This is a genomic window from Pseudomonas sp. sp1636 (assembly GCF_030376615.1).
In the GTDB taxonomy this organism is placed as follows: Bacteria; Pseudomonadota; Gammaproteobacteria; order Pseudomonadales; family Pseudomonadaceae; genus Aquipseudomonas.
The window spans coordinates 71000-87067 of record NZ_JARRAB010000005.1 but is presented as its reverse complement, the minus strand read 5'-3'; the positions used below and the strand labels follow the sequence as shown (position 1 = coordinate 87067).

The window sequence follows — 16068 nt, the reverse complement described above, 5'->3', positions numbered from 1 at the left end:
ACCTATGCCTGAACGAAGTCGCGCGGCGCTGGGCCATGAGAATCGGCAGGGAGATCATCCATGCCGAGCATAGACGCCTTCGCCGATCGACTTTCGGGCTACCTGGATAACGACCAGGTCAACCTGGTTCGGCGCGCCTACTTCTACGCCGAACAAGCCCACGACGGCCAACGCCGACGCAGCGGCGAAGCCTACGTCACCCATCCCCTGGCGGTGGCGAATATCCTGGCCGACATGCACATGGACCATCAGAGCCTGATGGCCGCCATGCTGCACGACGTGATCGAAGACACCGGGATCGCCAAGGAAGCGCTGAACACCCAGTTCGGCGAGACCGTGGCTGAGCTGGTCGACGGGGTCAGCAAACTGACCCAGATGAACTTCGAAACCAAGGCCGAGGCGCAGGCCGAGAATTTCCAGAAGATGGCCATGGCCATGGCCCGCGATATTCGCGTAATCCTGGTCAAGCTGGCCGACCGCCTGCACAACATGCGCACCCTGGAAGTGCTGTCCGGCGAGAAGCGCCGGCGCATCGCCAAGGAAACCCTGGAAATCTACGCCCCCATCGCCAACCGCCTGGGCATGCACAGCATGCGCGTGGAGTTCGAGGATCTCGGGTTCAAGGCCATGCACCCGATGCGCGCCGAACGCATCCGCGCCGCGGTGCGCCGCGCCCGCGGCAATCGCAAGGAAATCGTCAACAAGATCGAAGAGTCGCTGACCCACTGTCTGACCCGCGAAGGCCTGGAAGGCGAGGTGCTCGGCCGCGAAAAGCACCTGTACGGCATCTACCAGAAGATGCGCGGCAAGCGTAAGGCGTTCAACGAGATCATGGACGTCTACGCCTTCCGCATCGTGGTCGACAAGGTCGACACCTGCTACCGCGTGCTCGGCGCCGTGCACAACCTGTACAAGCCGCTGCCCGGACGCTTCAAGGACTACATCGCGATCCCCAAGGCCAACGGCTACCAGTCGCTGCACACCACCCTGTTCGGCATGCACGGCGTGCCCATCGAGATCCAGATCCGTACCCGCGAGATGGAGGAGATGGCCAACAACGGTATCGCCGCGCACTGGCTGTATAAGGCCAACGAGATAGACCAGCCCAAGGGCACCCACGCCCGCGCCCGCCAGTGGGTCAAGGGCGTGCTGGAGATGCAGCAACGCGCCGGCAACTCGCTGGAATTCATCGAGAGCGTGAAGATCGACCTGTTCCCCGACGAGGTCTACGTGTTCACGCCCAAGGGCCGGATCATGGAGCTGCCCAAGGGCTCGACCGCGGTCGACTTCGCCTACGCGGTGCACACCGACGTCGGCAATACCTGCATCGCCTGCCGTATCAATCGCCGCCTGGCGCCCTTGTCCCAAGCCCTGGAAAGCGGCTCGACGGTGGAAATCGTCAGCGCCCCCGGCGCCCGGCCAAACCCCGCCTGGCTGAATTTCGTGGTCACCGGCAAGGCGCGCACGCATATTCGCCACGCCCTCAAGCTGCAACGCCGCTCCGAGTCGATCAGCCTCGGCGAGCGCCTGTTGAACAAGGTGCTGACCGGTTTCAACAGCCATTTGGACAAACTCACCCACGAACGGGTGCACGCGGTGCTCGCCGAGTATCGCCTGGAAGTGATCGAGGATCTGCTGGAAGACATCGGCCTGGGCAACCGCATGGCCTATGTGGTGGCACGCCGGCTACTGGCCAGCGACGGCGAGCAGCTGCCGAGCGCCGAAGGGCCGCTGGCGATTCGCGGCACCGAAGGCCTGGTGTTGAGCTACGCGAAATGCTGCACACCGATTCCCGGCGACCCGATCGTCGGCCACCTGTCCGCCGGCAAGGGCATGGTGGTGCACCTGGATAACTGCCGGAACATCGGTGAAGCCCGGCACAACCCGGAGAAATGCATCCAGCTGTCCTGGGCCAAGGACGTGGTCGGCGAATTCAATGTCGAACTGCGCATCGAGCTGGAACACCAGCGCGGCCTGATCGCCCTGCTGGCCGGCAGCGTCAACGCCGCCGACGGCAATATCGAGAAGATCAGCATGGACGAACGCGACGGCCGCATCAGCGTCGTGCAGCTGGTGGTCAGCGTGCATGACCGTGTGCACCTGGCCCGGGTGATCAAGAAGCTGCGCGCACTCAAGGGCGTGATGCGCATCACTCGGGCCCGCACCTAAACCCATGCCGCCAGACCCATTCCCCTAGAGTGGGCTGTAGCCCGCCGCACTTTGTTACACCCATTGGTGGCTCCAAGCCCACCGCCTACCCTCACCAGGAGATCCTCATGAGCAAGAGCGTTATCAGCAGCGACAAAGCCCCGGCCGCCATCGGCACCTATTCCCAGGCGATCAAGGCCGGCAACACCGTCTATATGTCCGGGCAGATCCCGCTGGATCCGCAGACCATGGAGCTGGTCGAAGGCTTCGAAGCCCAGACCGTGCAGGTCTTCGAGAACCTCAAGGCCGTCATGGAAGCCGCCGGCGGCTCGTTCAAGGACGTGGTCAAGCTGAACATCTTCCTCACCGATCTGGCCCATTTCGCCACCGTCAACGAGGTCATGGGCCGCTACTTCCAACAACCCTATCCGGCCCGCGCCGCCATCGGCGTAGCAGCACTGCCAAAGGGCGCCCAAGTGGAAATGGACGCGATCCTGGTACTCGAATAAGCCCTTCGGCGGGGCCACGCCCCGCCACCCTTCTTGCACAAGGAATGGCTCATGCGCCTCCTTCTCGCGCTGTTACTCGGCGCCTGGCTGCTCGGCGGCTGTGCCGGCAAGCCAGTCGACCCCAGCGGCACCTGGATCAACCAGGCGGCGATCGATGCCGCCAACGAAGGCGGCAACCTGCGCGAAGCCCTGCTCGCCTATGGCCCCAACCTTGAATGGCGGATCCAGCCGCAGCGCCGGCTCGCCGCTTACAGCAACGGCTTCGAGCAGGGCGAAGGCCAACTGCTCAGCGAAGACGGCAACCGCTGGCGGGTCGATTTCTACACGGACTATCACGAAGCGCTCAGCCTCAACGACGGCGAGCTGCTGCAGGCCGCCAGCGACTCCTGGCCAGAGCAACGCTTTGTCCGACCGGCAAGCCCCGCCGCCGTGGCGGCTCCGCTGGGCCAGAGCTTCGAGCAAGCGCTCTACAGTGCCTATCTGGGCGGCAGCTGGACGATCCGACAAGGCCTGGGCGAAGGCGGCCTGGTGCTGTTCCAGGCTGATGGCCGCGTCGAAGGCCTGCCCGGTGCCGAGCGCTATGCCCTGTGCCTGGCCGGCGACTGCGCCGCGATGAGCGGCGAATCCGACAGCATCTGGTTGCAACTCGGCGAACAGGGGCAGAGCTGGCTGTTCGAGCGCGACGCCCAGCAGTTACGCATCTTCGAGGCGCGCAACCGGGCGTCGAGTGAAGAAATGCCCGATTACTACAAGGGCGAACTGCACTGGCGGCTGGAGCGACGCTAGCCGCGCGACCCGGCCATTACCGCTCCGCCTTCAGCAGCGCCGCATAGCCTTCGCGGTAACTGGGGTACTGCGGCGCCCAACCCAAGGCTCTCGCCTGGGCGTTGCTGCAACGCTTGCTGCCGGCGCGGCGCACGCTGGACTGCTCGGCCCAGTGGCTGACGCCCAACTGCCCGCGCAGCCAGGCCACCACCTCGTGCAGCGGTGCCGGCTCATCGTCGACGCCGAGGTAGCAGTCCGCCAGCGCCACCCCACGGGCATCGGCTTGCAGCAGGAAGGCCAGCAAGCCGACGGCATCCTCGACATGAATACGATTGCCATACAGCGGCGGCTCACTCACCACCTGGTAACCCTGGCGTACCTGACCAAGCAGCCACTCCCGCCCCGGGCCGTAGATCCCGGCCAGGCGCACCACGCTGGCGGCGATACCGCTGGCCAGCGCCAACTGCTCCGCCTCGCGCATGATGCGTCCGGAAAAGCCGGTGGCCTCGGCCGCTGAGCCCTCGTCGATCCACTCGCCGGCCTGCTGGCCATAGACACTGCTGCTGGAGACGAACAGCAGGCGCTTGGGCCTTTGCCCATGCTCCGCCAACCAGCCGAGTACCCGGCGCAAGCCTGCGACGTAGGCGGCGCGGTAGCCGGCCTCGTCACGCTCGCTTGGCGCCGCGCAGTACACCAGGTAATCCAGCCCGCCCGCCGGCCAGGCCGGTGGACAAGCAGCGGCCTGCAGATCCCCGGCAACCGCCAGGATCTGCGCGGGCAACCGCTCGACTGCACGGCGCAGGCCGTACACCTTCCAGCCCGCCGCGGCCAGGCGCAAGCCCAGACGGGTACCGACATCGCCGCAACCGGCAATCAACAGACTCGCGCACGTCGACATGGAACCCTCCATCCCGTCAAATTCACTGGCAGGCAGTTTAGCCCGGTTGGTTGATTGCAATGCAAAGGCTATGCTTAGCGGCAACTTAATGGATAAACGCTATGACCCTCACCGAGCTGCGCTACATCGTTACCCTCGCCCAGGAGCAGCACTTCGGCCGGGCCGCCGAGCGCTGCCACGTCAGCCAGCCAACCCTGTCGGTGGGGGTGAAGAAGCTCGAGGACGAGCTCGGCGTATTGATCTTCGAGCGCAGCAAGAGCGCGGTGCGCCTGACCCCGGTCGGCGAGGGCATCGTCACCCAGGCGCAGAAGGTGCTGGAGCAGGCCCAGGGCATTCGCGAACTGGCCCAGGCCGGCAAGAACCAGCTGGCCGCGCCGCTGAAGATCGGCGCCATCTATACCGTCGGCCCCTACCTGTTCCCCCACCTGATTCCGCAGCTGCACCGGGTCGCCCCGCAGATGCCGCTGTATATCGAAGAGAACTTCACCCACGTGCTGCGCGACAAGCTGCGCACCGGCGAGTTGGATGCGATCATCATCGCCCTGCCGTTTCAGGAAGCCGACGTACTGACCCTGCCGCTCTACGACGAGCCGTTCTACGCCCTGTTGCCCGCCGGCCACCCCTGGGCGGCGCTGCCGAGCATCGACAGCAAACTGCTCAACGACAAGAGCCTGCTGCTGCTCGGCGAAGGCCACTGCTTCCGCGACCAGGTGCTGGAAGCCTGCCCGAGCCTGCGCAAGGGCAGCGAAGAACACGCCAAGCACACCACAGTGGAGTCCAGCTCGCTGGAAACCATCCGCCACATGGTCGCCTCGGGCCTGGGCGTGTCGATCCTGCCGCTCTCGGCGGTGGACAGCCACCACTATGCGCCCGGGATCATCGAAGTGCGCCCACTCAGCGCGCCGACGCCATTCCGCACCGTGGCCATCGCCTGGCGCGCCAGCTTCCCGCGGCCGAAAGCCATCGAGATCCTCGCCGACTCGATTCGCCTGTGCTCGGTGGCCCGCCCGCAAGCCGAAACCGCCTAAGGCACGCCCATGACCGAGCTCGCTGCGGTTTCCGTCACCGCACTGAAAGGCGTCGGTGCCGCCCTGGCCGAGAAACTCGCCAGGGTCGGCCTGGAAACCCTGCAGGATCTGCTGTTCCACCTGCCGCTGCGCTACCAGGATCGCACCCGTATCGTGCCGATCGGCGCCCTGCGCCCCGGCCAGGACGCCGTGGTCGAGGGCACGGTCGCCAGCGCCGAGGTGGTCATGGGCCGCCGCCGCAGCCTGCTGGTGCGTCTGCAGGACGGCAGCGGCACCCTGAGTTTGCGCTTCTACCACTTCAGCCAGGCGCAGAAGGAAGGCCTCAAGCGCGGCACCCAGGTGCGCTGCTACGGCGAGGTGCGCCCCGGCTCCTCCGGCCTGGAGATCTACCACCCGGAATACCGCGCACTCTCGGCCAGCGAGCCGATTGCCGTGGAACAGACCCTGACCCCGATCTACCCGAGCACCGAAGGCCTGACCCAGCAGCGCCTGCGCAGCCTGAGCGAACAGGCCCTGGCCCGCCTCGGCCCGCAGAGCCTGCCGGACTGGCTGCCCCGCGAACTGGCCCGCGACTACCGGCTCAGCCCGCTGGATCAGGCGCTGCGCTACCTGCACCGGCCGCCGCCGGACGCCGACCAGGCCGAACTCGCCGAGGGTCGCCATTGGGCGCAGCACCGCCTGGCCTTCGAGGAGCTGCTGACCCACCAGCTGTCCCTGCAACGCCTGCGCGACAGCGTGCGCGCCCAGCAGGCGCCGCCACTGCCGCTGGCCAAACGCCTGCCGCAGCAGTTCCTCGAGAACCTGGGCTTTGCCCCCACCGGCGCGCAACAACGGGTCGGCGCCGAGATCGCCTACGACCTCAGCCAGGACGAACCCATGCTGCGCCTGATCCAGGGCGATGTCGGCGCCGGCAAGACGGTGGTCGCCGCCTTCGCCGCCCTACAGGCGCTGGAGGCCGGCTACCAGGTGGCCTTGATGGCGCCTACCGAGATCCTTGCCGAGCAGCATTTCCTCAATTTCGGCAAATGGCTGGCACCGCTCGGCGTCGACGTGGCCTGGCTGGCCGGCAAGCTCAAGGGCAAGGCCCGCGCCGCGGCACTGGAACAGATCGCCGCGGGTGCGGCCATGGTGGTCGGCACCCATGCGCTGTTTCAGGACGAGGTCAAATTCGCCCGCCTGGCCCTGGTGATCATCGACGAACAGCACCGCTTCGGCGTACAGCAGCGCCTGGCCCTGCGCCAGAAAGGCGTCGGCGGGCGCCTGTGCCCGCACCAACTGATCATGACCGCCACCCCCATCCCGCGCACCCTGGCGATGAGCGCCTACGCCGACCTCGACACCTCGATCCTCGACGAGCTGCCGCCCGGACGCACCCCGGTCAATACCCTGGTGATCGCCGACAGCCGTCGCCTGGAAGTGCTCGAACGGGTACGCTCGGCCTGCAACGAGGGCCGCCAGGCCTACTGGGTGTGCACCCTGATCGGGGAGTCCGAGGAGCTGACCTGCCAGGCCGCCGAGACCACCTTCGCCGATCTGGCCGCCGCCCTCGGTGGCCTGCACGTCGGGCTGATCCACGGGCGCATGAAGCCGGCGGAAAAGGCCGCGGTGATGGAGCAGTTCAAACAGGGCCGTCTGCAACTGCTGGTCGCCACCACGGTGATCGAGGTCGGCGTCGACGTGCCCAATGCCAGCCTGATGATCATCGAGAACCCCGAACGCCTCGGCCTGGCCCAGCTGCACCAGTTGCGCGGGCGGGTCGGCCGCGGCAGCGCCGCCAGCCACTGCGTGCTGCTCTACCACCCGCCGCTGTCGCAATTGGGCCGGGAACGGCTTGGCATCATGCGCGAGACCTGCGATGGTTTCGTCATCGCCGAAAAAGACCTGGAACTGCGCGGCCCGGGAGAAATGCTCGGCACCCGGCAAACCGGCCTGCTGCAGTTCAAGGTCGCCGACCTGATGCGCGACGCCGACTTGCTGCCGGCCGTGCGCGATGCCGCGCAAGCCCTGCTGGAACACTGGCCGCAACATGTCAGCCCGCTGCTCGAGCGCTGGTTGCGCCATGGTCAACAATACGGACAAGTGTGATCCGGGGCACAGGGCATCCGTCGCCTGAACCCTCGACCCACTGCTCTGCTGTTTATACTTCGGGCACTTGCGCCCCTCGAACCGGATTTCGTTATGAGTGATGTAGCCCTCGCCCCAGACACCCTCGCGGCGCCACCGTCGGTGATCGTGCAATTGCTGGAGAAGCTCGGCCTGAGCTACAGGGTGCACCGCGAGCACCCCGGCTTGCCCGCCACCCAGCGCGTACAAGCGGTGCTGCTCGATGACGCGATTGGCGCCTTGCTGGTGCTCTACCCGCAGAGTCAACTGCTCGCCCTGGATCGCCTGGCCGAGCTGACCGGGCGCAAACTCACCGCGGTGAAACCCGAGCGCCTTGCGCGCATGCTCGCCAAACATGCCCTCGGCACCTTGCCTGGCCTGCCGCAGTTGACCAGTTCGCCCTGCCTGTACGATGAGCGCCTGCTGCAAGTGCCGAGCCTGTTCATCGAGTCCGGCCAACCCGGCGTGCTCCTGGAAATCTCCAGCCAAGCCTTCAAGAACCTGCTGAGCAAGGCCAGCGCCGCGCGTATCGGCGAGCCGTTGAGCAATATCCGGCCGAACCTCGACCGCCCGGACGACGACCGCGCCGAGATTACCCAGGCGGTGCAAGCCTTCACCGCGCGGCGCATCCAGCAACGCCTGGAAGAAACCATCGAAATCCCGCCACTGGCGGAAACCGCGCAGAAGATCATCAAGCTGCGGGTCGATCCGAATGCCACGGTAGACGACATCACCGGCGTGGTCGAAACCGACCCGGCGCTGGCCGCCCAGGTGGTCAGCTGGGCGGCATCGCCCTACTACGCCGCACCCGGCAAGATTCGCTCGGTGGAAGACGCCATCGTCCGCGTGCTGGGCTTCGACCTGGTGATCAACCTGGCCCTCGGCCTGGCCCTGGGCAAAACCCTCAGCCTGCCCAAGGATCAGCCGCAGCAGGCCACGCCCTATTGGCAACAGGCGATCTACACCGCCGCGGTGATCGAGGGTCTGACCCGCGCCATGCCCCGCGCGCAGCGTCCGGAGGTCGGGCTGACCTACCTCGCCGGCCTGCTGCACAACTTCGGCTACCTGGTGCTGGCGCATGTCTTTCCGCCGCACTTCTCGTTGATCTGCCGGCATATGGAAGTCAATCCGCACCTGTCGCACAGCTATATCGAACAGCATCTGCTGGGCATCAGCCGCGAGCAGATCGGTACCTGGCTGATGCGCTACTGGGACATGCCCGAAGAACTGGCCAGCGCCCTGCGCTTCCAGCACGACCCCGAGTACGCCGGTGTCCATGCGGCCTACCCGAATCTGGTGTGTCTGGCGGTCAACCTGCTGCGCAACCGCGGCATCGGTGGCGGCCCGCAATGCGCAATTCCGCAGAGCCTGTTCGATGCCCTGGGCTTGAGCCGCGAGAAAGCCGAGGACGCAGTGAACAAGGTGCTCGCCGCCGAAGTGGCGCTACGCGAACTGGCGGCGCAGTTCCATCCGCCGCATTGAGGCTGGCGGCAACCTCTCGGCTTACGGCCGCCGCGGTAGGATGCGATTGGGCGCCGCGATAGCCATCGCGCCGCACCGACCGACGATCGGCAGCCGCTAAGCTGGGCTTCAACTCCGCCGCCGATAGCCCGGACAGATCCCGGATTGCGCTGACGCATACCCGGTGAAGCAACCGGGCAGCGGCACTGGCGGCGCAGCCTATCAGGCGGCTTTTTTCTCGCTGCTTTTCTTTTTCGGCATCAGGTACTTGGTCAGCCCCTGGAACCAGATCACCAGCGCCGGGTTGCCCTGGATCTGGATGTCCTTATTCTGGATGCCCTGCATAAAGGCCAACTGCTTGTTCTTCGCGCTCATGGTGGCGAAGCCGTAGGCGGCATCCTTGAAGCCCAAGGCAAAGGCCGGCTGGCTGGCCGGGCCGCGCTTGCTGCTGATGCGCTGATCCTTGACGATGAAGTGGCGGGCAACCTTGCCGTCCAGCGTGTACAGCTGGAACACCATGTCGCGGTCGACCAATTGCTGCTGGAACGCCGGGTTGTCTCGGCTGGCCTTGACCATCAGGCGCCCCAGCATCCACAGGAGAAAACGAAATTTCATGCGCACGGTCTCGACGGGGGAAGGGAATTGACGGCGCATTGTAGTGGTTTTCGCACGCGACTACAGCCCTGCTCCGGGGTCGGCGATACGCGAGGGAGACTGTCGGCCGGCAAACGGCCCTACCCAGCTCGGCAGCGTCCTGAAAGGAGCCCGGAGCCAGCCGGCTCCGGACTGGCGAGCCTCAGCACACGGAAGCGCACCTTGTCGTCAACATACCTCAGAAGATAATCGCACCTCGAATTGAGCGAAATCTGTGAGGCTAACGTTCAGGCATTGATACAGGGAATGTCCAAATTGCGGATGGATAGAGGCCTGCCGATCCACGTCACTGGGCTTGGTAAACAGCGTGCGTTTGCAGTCCTTGCTCGGCAAGATGGTAGCGAGCAGCATCGATTCATAGTCCGTACATTTCGCCAGCGCCGCCGTGAACTCGCCGTAGTCGATGACCCGAACCGAACGTCCCAGCCGATTGGCGAAATGGCTGGCGAGGTATTCGAAGGGGACGAATACAGTGGCTGTGATGTCCATTTGAGCTGGCAATGCGTTAAAAGCCTCGGGCGCCGCTATGAAACCGCAGATCCAGCTGGCCAAACGATCCGCCGGCAACAAGCCGATGTGTCCGCAGCCGTCAGGTGCCATTGCGCTACGTAGGCAATGTTTCAGCAGCAGATACACCAGAGACTTTTTGTTGGAGTAGCCTGTCGTTGCCGAGGGCAATACATCGTCGATACGATAAATTCTTGCTGCCATCCCCTGAGCCTGAGCATCGGCGACAAGCTTGTCGGCCAAGTGCTTGGTGTAACCATAGCCGTTCATGTCTTGCGGGGGGCTATCGCCGTTGCCAGCTTCGCCATTGTGGCGCGCCGCTAGCGAAGAGACATGATGCAACCGTTTGAAAGTTGATGTGTTGCAGAAGCGGATCAGCTCAGCCGTACCCCCGACATTGGCCGCATAGAGTTGCGCAGGTTCGGACAGAAAGTTGACTTCAGCGGCGCTATGAATGACTTCGTCAATGCTTGCGCTCAGTTGCTCCCAACGCTGAGGCTCAATCCCCAGGCCGGGCAACTTAAGATCTCCAAGCACCACGCTCAGTCGGCTGTCATCGAGTTGGTGACCGGAAAAGGCGCTCGTGTACAGGGCCTTTAGCCGCGCAAGAGCGGTCTCAGAGTGACTGCCTCGCAGCAGCACTGTCACCTGCATCTCGGTCGAGTTCAGCAAGCGTTCCAGAATGTGAATGCCGACGAATCCCGTCGCCCCAGTTAACAGCACGTTTCTCACCGCGTTGCTGGGCTCGCCCCAAGGCCGTAAAGACTGCAGGCGAGAACTGTTAAGGCTTGGCGCCGGAAGCTCCGATGCATGGCCGAACAGTATGGCCTCAAGGCGCGCTGGTGTTGGGTTGCGATACAGGTCTTGCAAGGTCAGGTTAACGGCCAGGCGCTCCTTGACAAGAGCCCTGAGCGAAAGCGCGGTCAGTGAGTCTCCGCCCCATTCAAAAAAATCTGAGAATTCAGCGAACTCACGGTTGCCCAACACTTGGCGAAAACAATCGAGCAGGGATGAGTTAGCGGCGCCAGCTTCGGGAGCCTGTAGGGCAGCGGTGATGGCCCGTTTGATTGCAGCGTAATCGAGTTTGCCATTTTGGCTGATCGGTAAGGCTTTCATGCGCAGGAACTGCTGCGGTATGTGGCTCAAGGGCAAGACACGGGACAAGCCCTTGCGCAACTCAAAAGCCTCGATCGTTGTTGGCGCGGTGTAGGCTAGGGCCAGCAATGCGTCATAGTTCGTTGCGGGCACCACTACCGCAGCCACGTCCCGAGCTTCTGGAAAAGCTTCACTGAAACGTGCCCGTACTTCGTCGAGTTCGACTCTGACGCCTCTGATTTTGACCTGATGATCATTTCGTCCATGAAACTCCAGCAATCCATCGGCCCGCAGGCAGCCACGATCGCCGGTACGGTAGACGAGTGGCCCCGGCATGTCCGGGAAGGGGTTGCGCAGAAAGGACTTTGCCGTCAGTTCGGGCTCATTCAAATACCCGTTACCGACACATACACCGCCCACGAGGATTTCACCGATGGCCCCTTGAGGGACGGGTTGCAGTGCCTCGTTAACGATTTTGACGTATGTATTGTCGATAGGCTGCCCCAGCGGAATGGCCTGCGCATCCTCATCGCGAACCCGATGAAAGACCATGCCGATCGACGCTTCTGTATGTCCATAGGTATTGATGATGTCGACACCAGGCAGTATCCGGCGAAAAGCCTGTACTGAAACAGGATCGATGGCTTCGCCGCCCACCAAGACGAAACGTAAGCTGTGTAGACGCGCCGGAGCAATCTGGCCTTGTTCTAGCGCTCGCACTAATACCTTAAAAATGGACGGTACGAAGTCGGTCATGCTGACACGATGTCGTTCGATCTGTTCGACGACGTTATCAAGATCCCATCGCTCGCGCCTAGCCGGTACCACAGTGACCGCACCGCAGGTCAACGGCCAGATCAATTGCCATATCGAGGAATCGAACAGCGGCGCGCTATTCTGATAGACCACATGCTCACTGCCGAAGCTACGGGTCATGTAGGTAAAGCGATTAACCAGCCCGGCGTGGTGATTCAGTGCACATTTCGGAGTGCCTGTGGTACCGGAGGTGAAGAAGCCGTAAAGGTTGGTTTGTGCACTGCTGAGCGCCGGCGGATCACTGCGCTTGAGGCGTGCAATGTGGGGAGAGACCGTCAAGGTCAGTATGTCGCAAAACGCCACACTGTCTTGGTTCTCTTCGGTGAGCAAGACCACCCGTGCCTGAGTGCTCCGCAGAACTGCCGTTAAGCGATTGGCTGGCCAGCGCGGGTCGACGGGGATCAGCACCGCACCCACTATCATTGCACTTAGCCAGGCGACGGGTAGCTCGAGACCGGCGTCGACACCACACAACAAACAGTGCCCGGGCAGCATCCCCGCGTCACGCAATACTTGTGCGTAGTGCTCGGCTAGGGATAACAGTTCCCGATAGCTCAGTCGCGCATCACCACTCAGGACCGCTGCGCCATGCGGATTGGCGAGATGCGCAGTCAGAATCAGGTCTAAAACTGTGCGCTGTGGTGTGGGCGTAGGTTCAACAGCCGCGGAAAGAAAGGTGCCAGTCATATACAAATCCCTTTGTTGTACAAATCATCCTGATGGGCGGACTCACCCATCACCCACCGGCTGTCGTTGCCAGGTGCAGGCTTAAACTGACCAATATCAAGCCCAAAGCTTTATCGAGCCATTTCCCAGCATTGGGATTGGTTCGTAGTTTTTCGGTCGTCTTAGCTGCCAAAAGCACGAAGGACACTTCGACGACAATCGCAATTAGGATGACCAGCGAGCCCAAGAAGAAAATCTGCACCGCTTCGCTACCCTTTGATGAGCGCACGAACTGTGGCAGGAAGGCTAGAAAAAACAAGGCCACCTTGGGGTTGAGCACATCAATGAGAATCCCCTGGCGGTAAGCCTCCAGCGCACTAATTTTCCTAGGCTCGAGATCACCTTGGGGGACAGGCGACCCTGTTGCAGGTATCAAACACTTCAACCCCAGGTAGAGGAGATAGACTGCCCCAGCGTACTTCAGAAAATCGAAGGCACGCTCTGAACTCGCAAGAATGGCACTGACGCCGCAGGCCGCGAGAACCACATGGACGAATGCACCCGAACAAACGCCCAAGGCCGAGGCAATACCAACCCTGCGTCCTGAGGAAATCGTTCTCGACAGGATGTACAGCAGATCCGGGCCGGGGGAGAGATTTAACAGCAGTGCCGATAAGAGGAACGCCCACCAAAAATATTCACTATCCACAACATACTTCCGAGTAAATTGGCCGAGCCTGCGGGTTTCGGGTGGCTGCCTCTAAACGGGGTGCTCCAACGGATCGAGGCCTACCAGTTCTAGCGCTGTCAGATCCTCATAGCTCTCCCGCTGACGCGCCACGCGGTACTGGTTGCCCTGAACCACCACTTCGGCGGGACGCCCTCGAGAGTTGTACTGACTGGCCATGCTCATCGCATAGGCGCCAGCGCTGAAGACCGCGAGCGTCTCGCCCTGGGTCAGTTGCGGTAACGTCCGCGCCAGAGCGAGGTAGTCACCCGTCTCGCAGATCGGCCCCACCACATCCACGGATTGCCCCGCCTTATCACCACGCGAGCTATCGGTGACTTCGATCCAGTGCCCATCGGAGCCATCGCTGCGCACCGGCCAGATACAGTGATGGGCGGAATACAATGTCGGCCGTAGCAGCACATTCATTCCCGCATCTACGATGATGATTTGGCGATCCCAGCCGTCTTTGAGGTATTCGACACGGGTCAGAAGAACCCCGGCGTTGGCGCTGATCGAGCGCCCCGGCTCGATCACGAAGCGTAGGCCGCGGGTATTGAACTTCAGCAGGCGGGTGCAGATAGCTGCACCCATTTCCTGCAGCGAGACGCGCTCTGACTGCACTGCATCGTAAATGGCTGGAAAACCACCGCCCATATTGATCGACTCGACCTTACCTCCCAGGCGCTCTACGTCAATAAGCAGGCTCTCGATGACGTCCAGGGCGCTCAGGTAGGACGCCGCGTTATAGATCGGAGAACCGATATGCGCGTGGATACCTACCACGCGGAGGTTGTCGTACAACCCAGGTGAATATAGCCGCGCTGCACGAGTGACCGGGATGCCAAACTTGGTTTGCCGTCCTCCGGTTGAGGTTTTCTGTGGGGTATCAGCATCAGCGACATCCGGATTGATGCGGATGGATACCTTGACGTGACGACCGGATTCGCCGGCAATGCTGTCGATCCGCTCGAGCTCGCTCTCCGACTCGACGTTAAATAGGTGGATGCCGGAGTCTATGGCGTAGCGGATTTCCTGGGCCGACTTGCCTACGCCTGCGAAGACAATGGTGTCCGGTGAAGCACCGGCTAACATTGCGCGATGGATCTCTCCACCACTCACCACATCCAGCCCCGAGCCTTGCTCGACCAGAAACTTCAAGACGCTCAGGTTGCTGCAGCTCTTCACCGAAAAACAGATTAGTGGATCGATCGGCGAGAACGCCTGCTGCAGGCTACGAAAGTGCGCCGCCAAGGTACCCAGCGAATAGACAAACAAAGGAGTGCCCAATGTCGAAGCCAGGGTTTCAAGATTCACCCGTTCCGCCCATAGCACACCATTTTTGTATGCGAAACCGTCCATCCCAGCCTCCACGCGCAAGCAACAATTAGATACGCACCGCAGGTGCGGTTACGCAGTTGTGTTCGAATCAGTTCAATCTGCCGGTTTCGTACAGGTAGCCGACGATTCTCTCGGCAATCGACTCGGCGCTCTGTTGCCCACCGTCCATCTGTAGTTCGGCGCTCAAGGGTGGTTCGTAGGGTGAACTTACACCGGTGAACTCGCTGATCGCCCCTGCCCGTGCTTTGGCATATAGCCCCTTGGGGTCACGTTCCTCAACTTTCTTGTTCTTCAGCTCTACGAGTTTCATGACATTCCCTTGATCAATTAAACATGATTGTCCGTCGCTCATTGCGACCATGCCGTTGGCGTTCTATCCCAGCGGTGCGCCGCAAGACGCTGCAGGAGGTGGGGGGGGGGAGCGGCCCCTTGCTTGAGCACTCCAGATTCTGCTCAACATTGCCCAGGGCTCGCATACCGGGAATGACTGTCGTGATGCCCGGATTGCTCAGAATGAAGCGCAAGGCGCATTCGGCGAGTGTCATGCCGACGGGGAGGTCCTGTTTCAGCGCTTCAACACGATCAACGGTGGCATGCAGGTTCTCCCGAACGAAGTAGCTGTTGCGCCAGTCGCCCTCTGGCCATATCGACTGCTTGGTCAGGGTGCCGGTCAACGAGCCTTCATCGAAGGGCACTCTGGCGATCACAGCGATCTGGTGTTGCGCACATAACGGGATCAATTGATCCATTGGTGCCTGATCAAAGATGTTGTAGATCACTTGAACACTGTCGATCAGTCCAGTTTCCAAGGTGCGGATCACATTTTCCGGTTCCCAGCGATTGACGCTAATTCCGATCCCATCAATTAGCTTTTCCGACTTTAGGTCGTCAACCACCCGCATCCAGCGCTCATCGTGGGCCCAGTCATCTTCCCAAACATGGAACTGCAGCAGTTGCAGGCTCCCACGATCGAGGTTTTCCAAGCTCTTGTCGACGTAGGTGCGGATATGGTCGGGTGGAAAGATATCTTCGAGTTTATCGCCGCGACGCGATGGCCATTCGCGGTTCTTTGGCGGCACTTTGGTCGCGACTATGGGGGGGTTGTCCGGATTGTTCCTGAGCAGCCGGCCAAGCATTCGCTCACTGTGACCGCGGCCATATATCCAGGCAGTATCAAAGAAATTGCAGCCGTTGTTGACTGCTAGCTGCAGGGCTTGCATTCCCCGTTCATCGTCGGAGCCAGTCCACCCCCCCTCTCCGCCGGCAATGCCCCACATCCCGAAGCCGACTTCACTGACGTTCCAACCCAGTCGGCCAAAAGCTCTGTAATTCATCGAGTCATCCTTAACG

13 protein-coding genes are annotated in these 16068 nt (G+C 62.3%); 6 read left to right on the top strand and 7 right to left on the bottom strand.

All coding sequences use genetic code 11. The features are described from left to right. Positions 1 to 60: 60 nt before the first annotated feature. The 3 genes from spoT (at position 61) to P8H27_RS06775 (ending at position 3443) form a co-directional block, all read left to right on the top strand. On the top strand, positions 61 to 2169 hold the full coding sequence (gene spoT, locus P8H27_RS06785; protein ID WP_289635955.1) for a bifunctional GTP diphosphokinase/guanosine-3',5'-bis pyrophosphate 3'-pyrophosphohydrolase: 2109 nt from the start codon (positions 61 to 63) through the stop codon (positions 2167 to 2169). A gap of 107 nt (positions 2170 to 2276) precedes the next feature. Then, entirely contained in the window at positions 2277 to 2657 is a 381-nt protein-coding gene (locus tag P8H27_RS06780; RefSeq protein ID WP_289635954.1) for a RidA family protein, read from the top strand. 51 nt (positions 2658 to 2708) lie between these two features. Further along, a complete protein-coding gene (locus P8H27_RS06775) occupies positions 2709 to 3443 on the top strand; it encodes a hypothetical protein (protein ID WP_289635953.1) in 735 nt (244 codons plus the stop codon). Between the two features lie 16 nt (positions 3444 to 3459). Here P8H27_RS06775 and P8H27_RS06770 read toward each other — a convergent pair whose 3' ends face one another. After that, on the bottom strand, positions 3460 to 4320 hold the full coding sequence (locus P8H27_RS06770) for an NAD-dependent epimerase/dehydratase family protein (protein ID WP_289635952.1): 861 nt from the start codon (positions 4318 to 4320) through the stop codon (positions 3460 to 3462). Between the two features lie 101 nt (positions 4321 to 4421). On the opposite strand from P8H27_RS06770, the gene P8H27_RS06765 reads away from it, so the two are divergent. From P8H27_RS06765 to P8H27_RS06755, 3 genes are all read left to right on the top strand, one after another. Continuing rightward, positions 4422 to 5348 (top strand): hydrogen peroxide-inducible genes activator, encoded by a 927-nt coding sequence (locus tag P8H27_RS06765; protein WP_289635951.1) that lies wholly within the window; start codon positions 4422 to 4424, stop codon positions 5346 to 5348. 9 nt (positions 5349 to 5357) lie between these two features. Further along, positions 5358 to 7433 carry an ATP-dependent DNA helicase RecG gene (gene recG, locus P8H27_RS06760; RefSeq protein ID WP_289635950.1) on the top strand — a complete coding sequence of 692 codons (2076 nt, stop codon included), beginning with the start codon at positions 5358 to 5360 and terminating at the stop codon, positions 7431 to 7433. A gap of 93 nt (positions 7434 to 7526) precedes the next feature. Then, positions 7527 to 8933, top strand: coding sequence for an aminoacyl-tRNA deacylase and HDOD domain-containing protein (locus P8H27_RS06755; protein ID WP_289635949.1), 1407 nt, complete (start codon positions 7527 to 7529; stop codon positions 8931 to 8933). A 201-nt stretch (positions 8934 to 9134) separates the two neighbouring features. Here P8H27_RS06755 and P8H27_RS06750 read toward each other — a convergent pair whose 3' ends face one another. The 6 genes from P8H27_RS06750 to P8H27_RS06725 all read right to left on the bottom strand — a co-directional run bounded on the left by P8H27_RS06750 (position 9135) and on the right by P8H27_RS06725 (position 16052). After that, complete coding sequence (locus tag P8H27_RS06750; protein ID WP_289635948.1) at positions 9135 to 9527, bottom strand: helicase; 393 nt, start codon at positions 9525 to 9527, stop codon at positions 9135 to 9137. 207 nt (positions 9528 to 9734) lie between these two features. After that, on the bottom strand, positions 9735 to 12671 hold the full coding sequence (locus P8H27_RS06745) for an amino acid adenylation domain-containing protein (protein ID WP_289635947.1): 2937 nt from the start codon (positions 12669 to 12671) through the stop codon (positions 9735 to 9737). A gap of 49 nt (positions 12672 to 12720) precedes the next feature. Next, a complete protein-coding gene (locus P8H27_RS06740) occupies positions 12721 to 13359 on the bottom strand; it encodes a LysE family translocator (protein ID WP_289635946.1) in 639 nt (212 codons plus the stop codon). 51 nt (positions 13360 to 13410) lie between these two features. Then, the gene (lysA, locus tag P8H27_RS06735) at positions 13411 to 14739 is read right to left on the bottom strand and encodes a diaminopimelate decarboxylase (RefSeq protein ID WP_289635945.1); all 1329 of its coding nucleotides are present in this window, start codon (positions 14737 to 14739) and stop codon (positions 13411 to 13413) included. 67 nt (positions 14740 to 14806) lie between these two features. Then, positions 14807 to 15028 (bottom strand): adenylyl-sulfate kinase, encoded by a 222-nt coding sequence (locus P8H27_RS06730; protein ID WP_289635944.1) that lies wholly within the window; start codon positions 15026 to 15028, stop codon positions 14807 to 14809. A gap of 13 nt (positions 15029 to 15041) precedes the next feature. Next, positions 15042 to 16052, bottom strand: coding sequence for an aldo/keto reductase (locus P8H27_RS06725; RefSeq protein WP_289635943.1), 1011 nt, complete (start codon positions 16050 to 16052; stop codon positions 15042 to 15044). Positions 16053 to 16068: the final 16 nt, after the last annotated feature.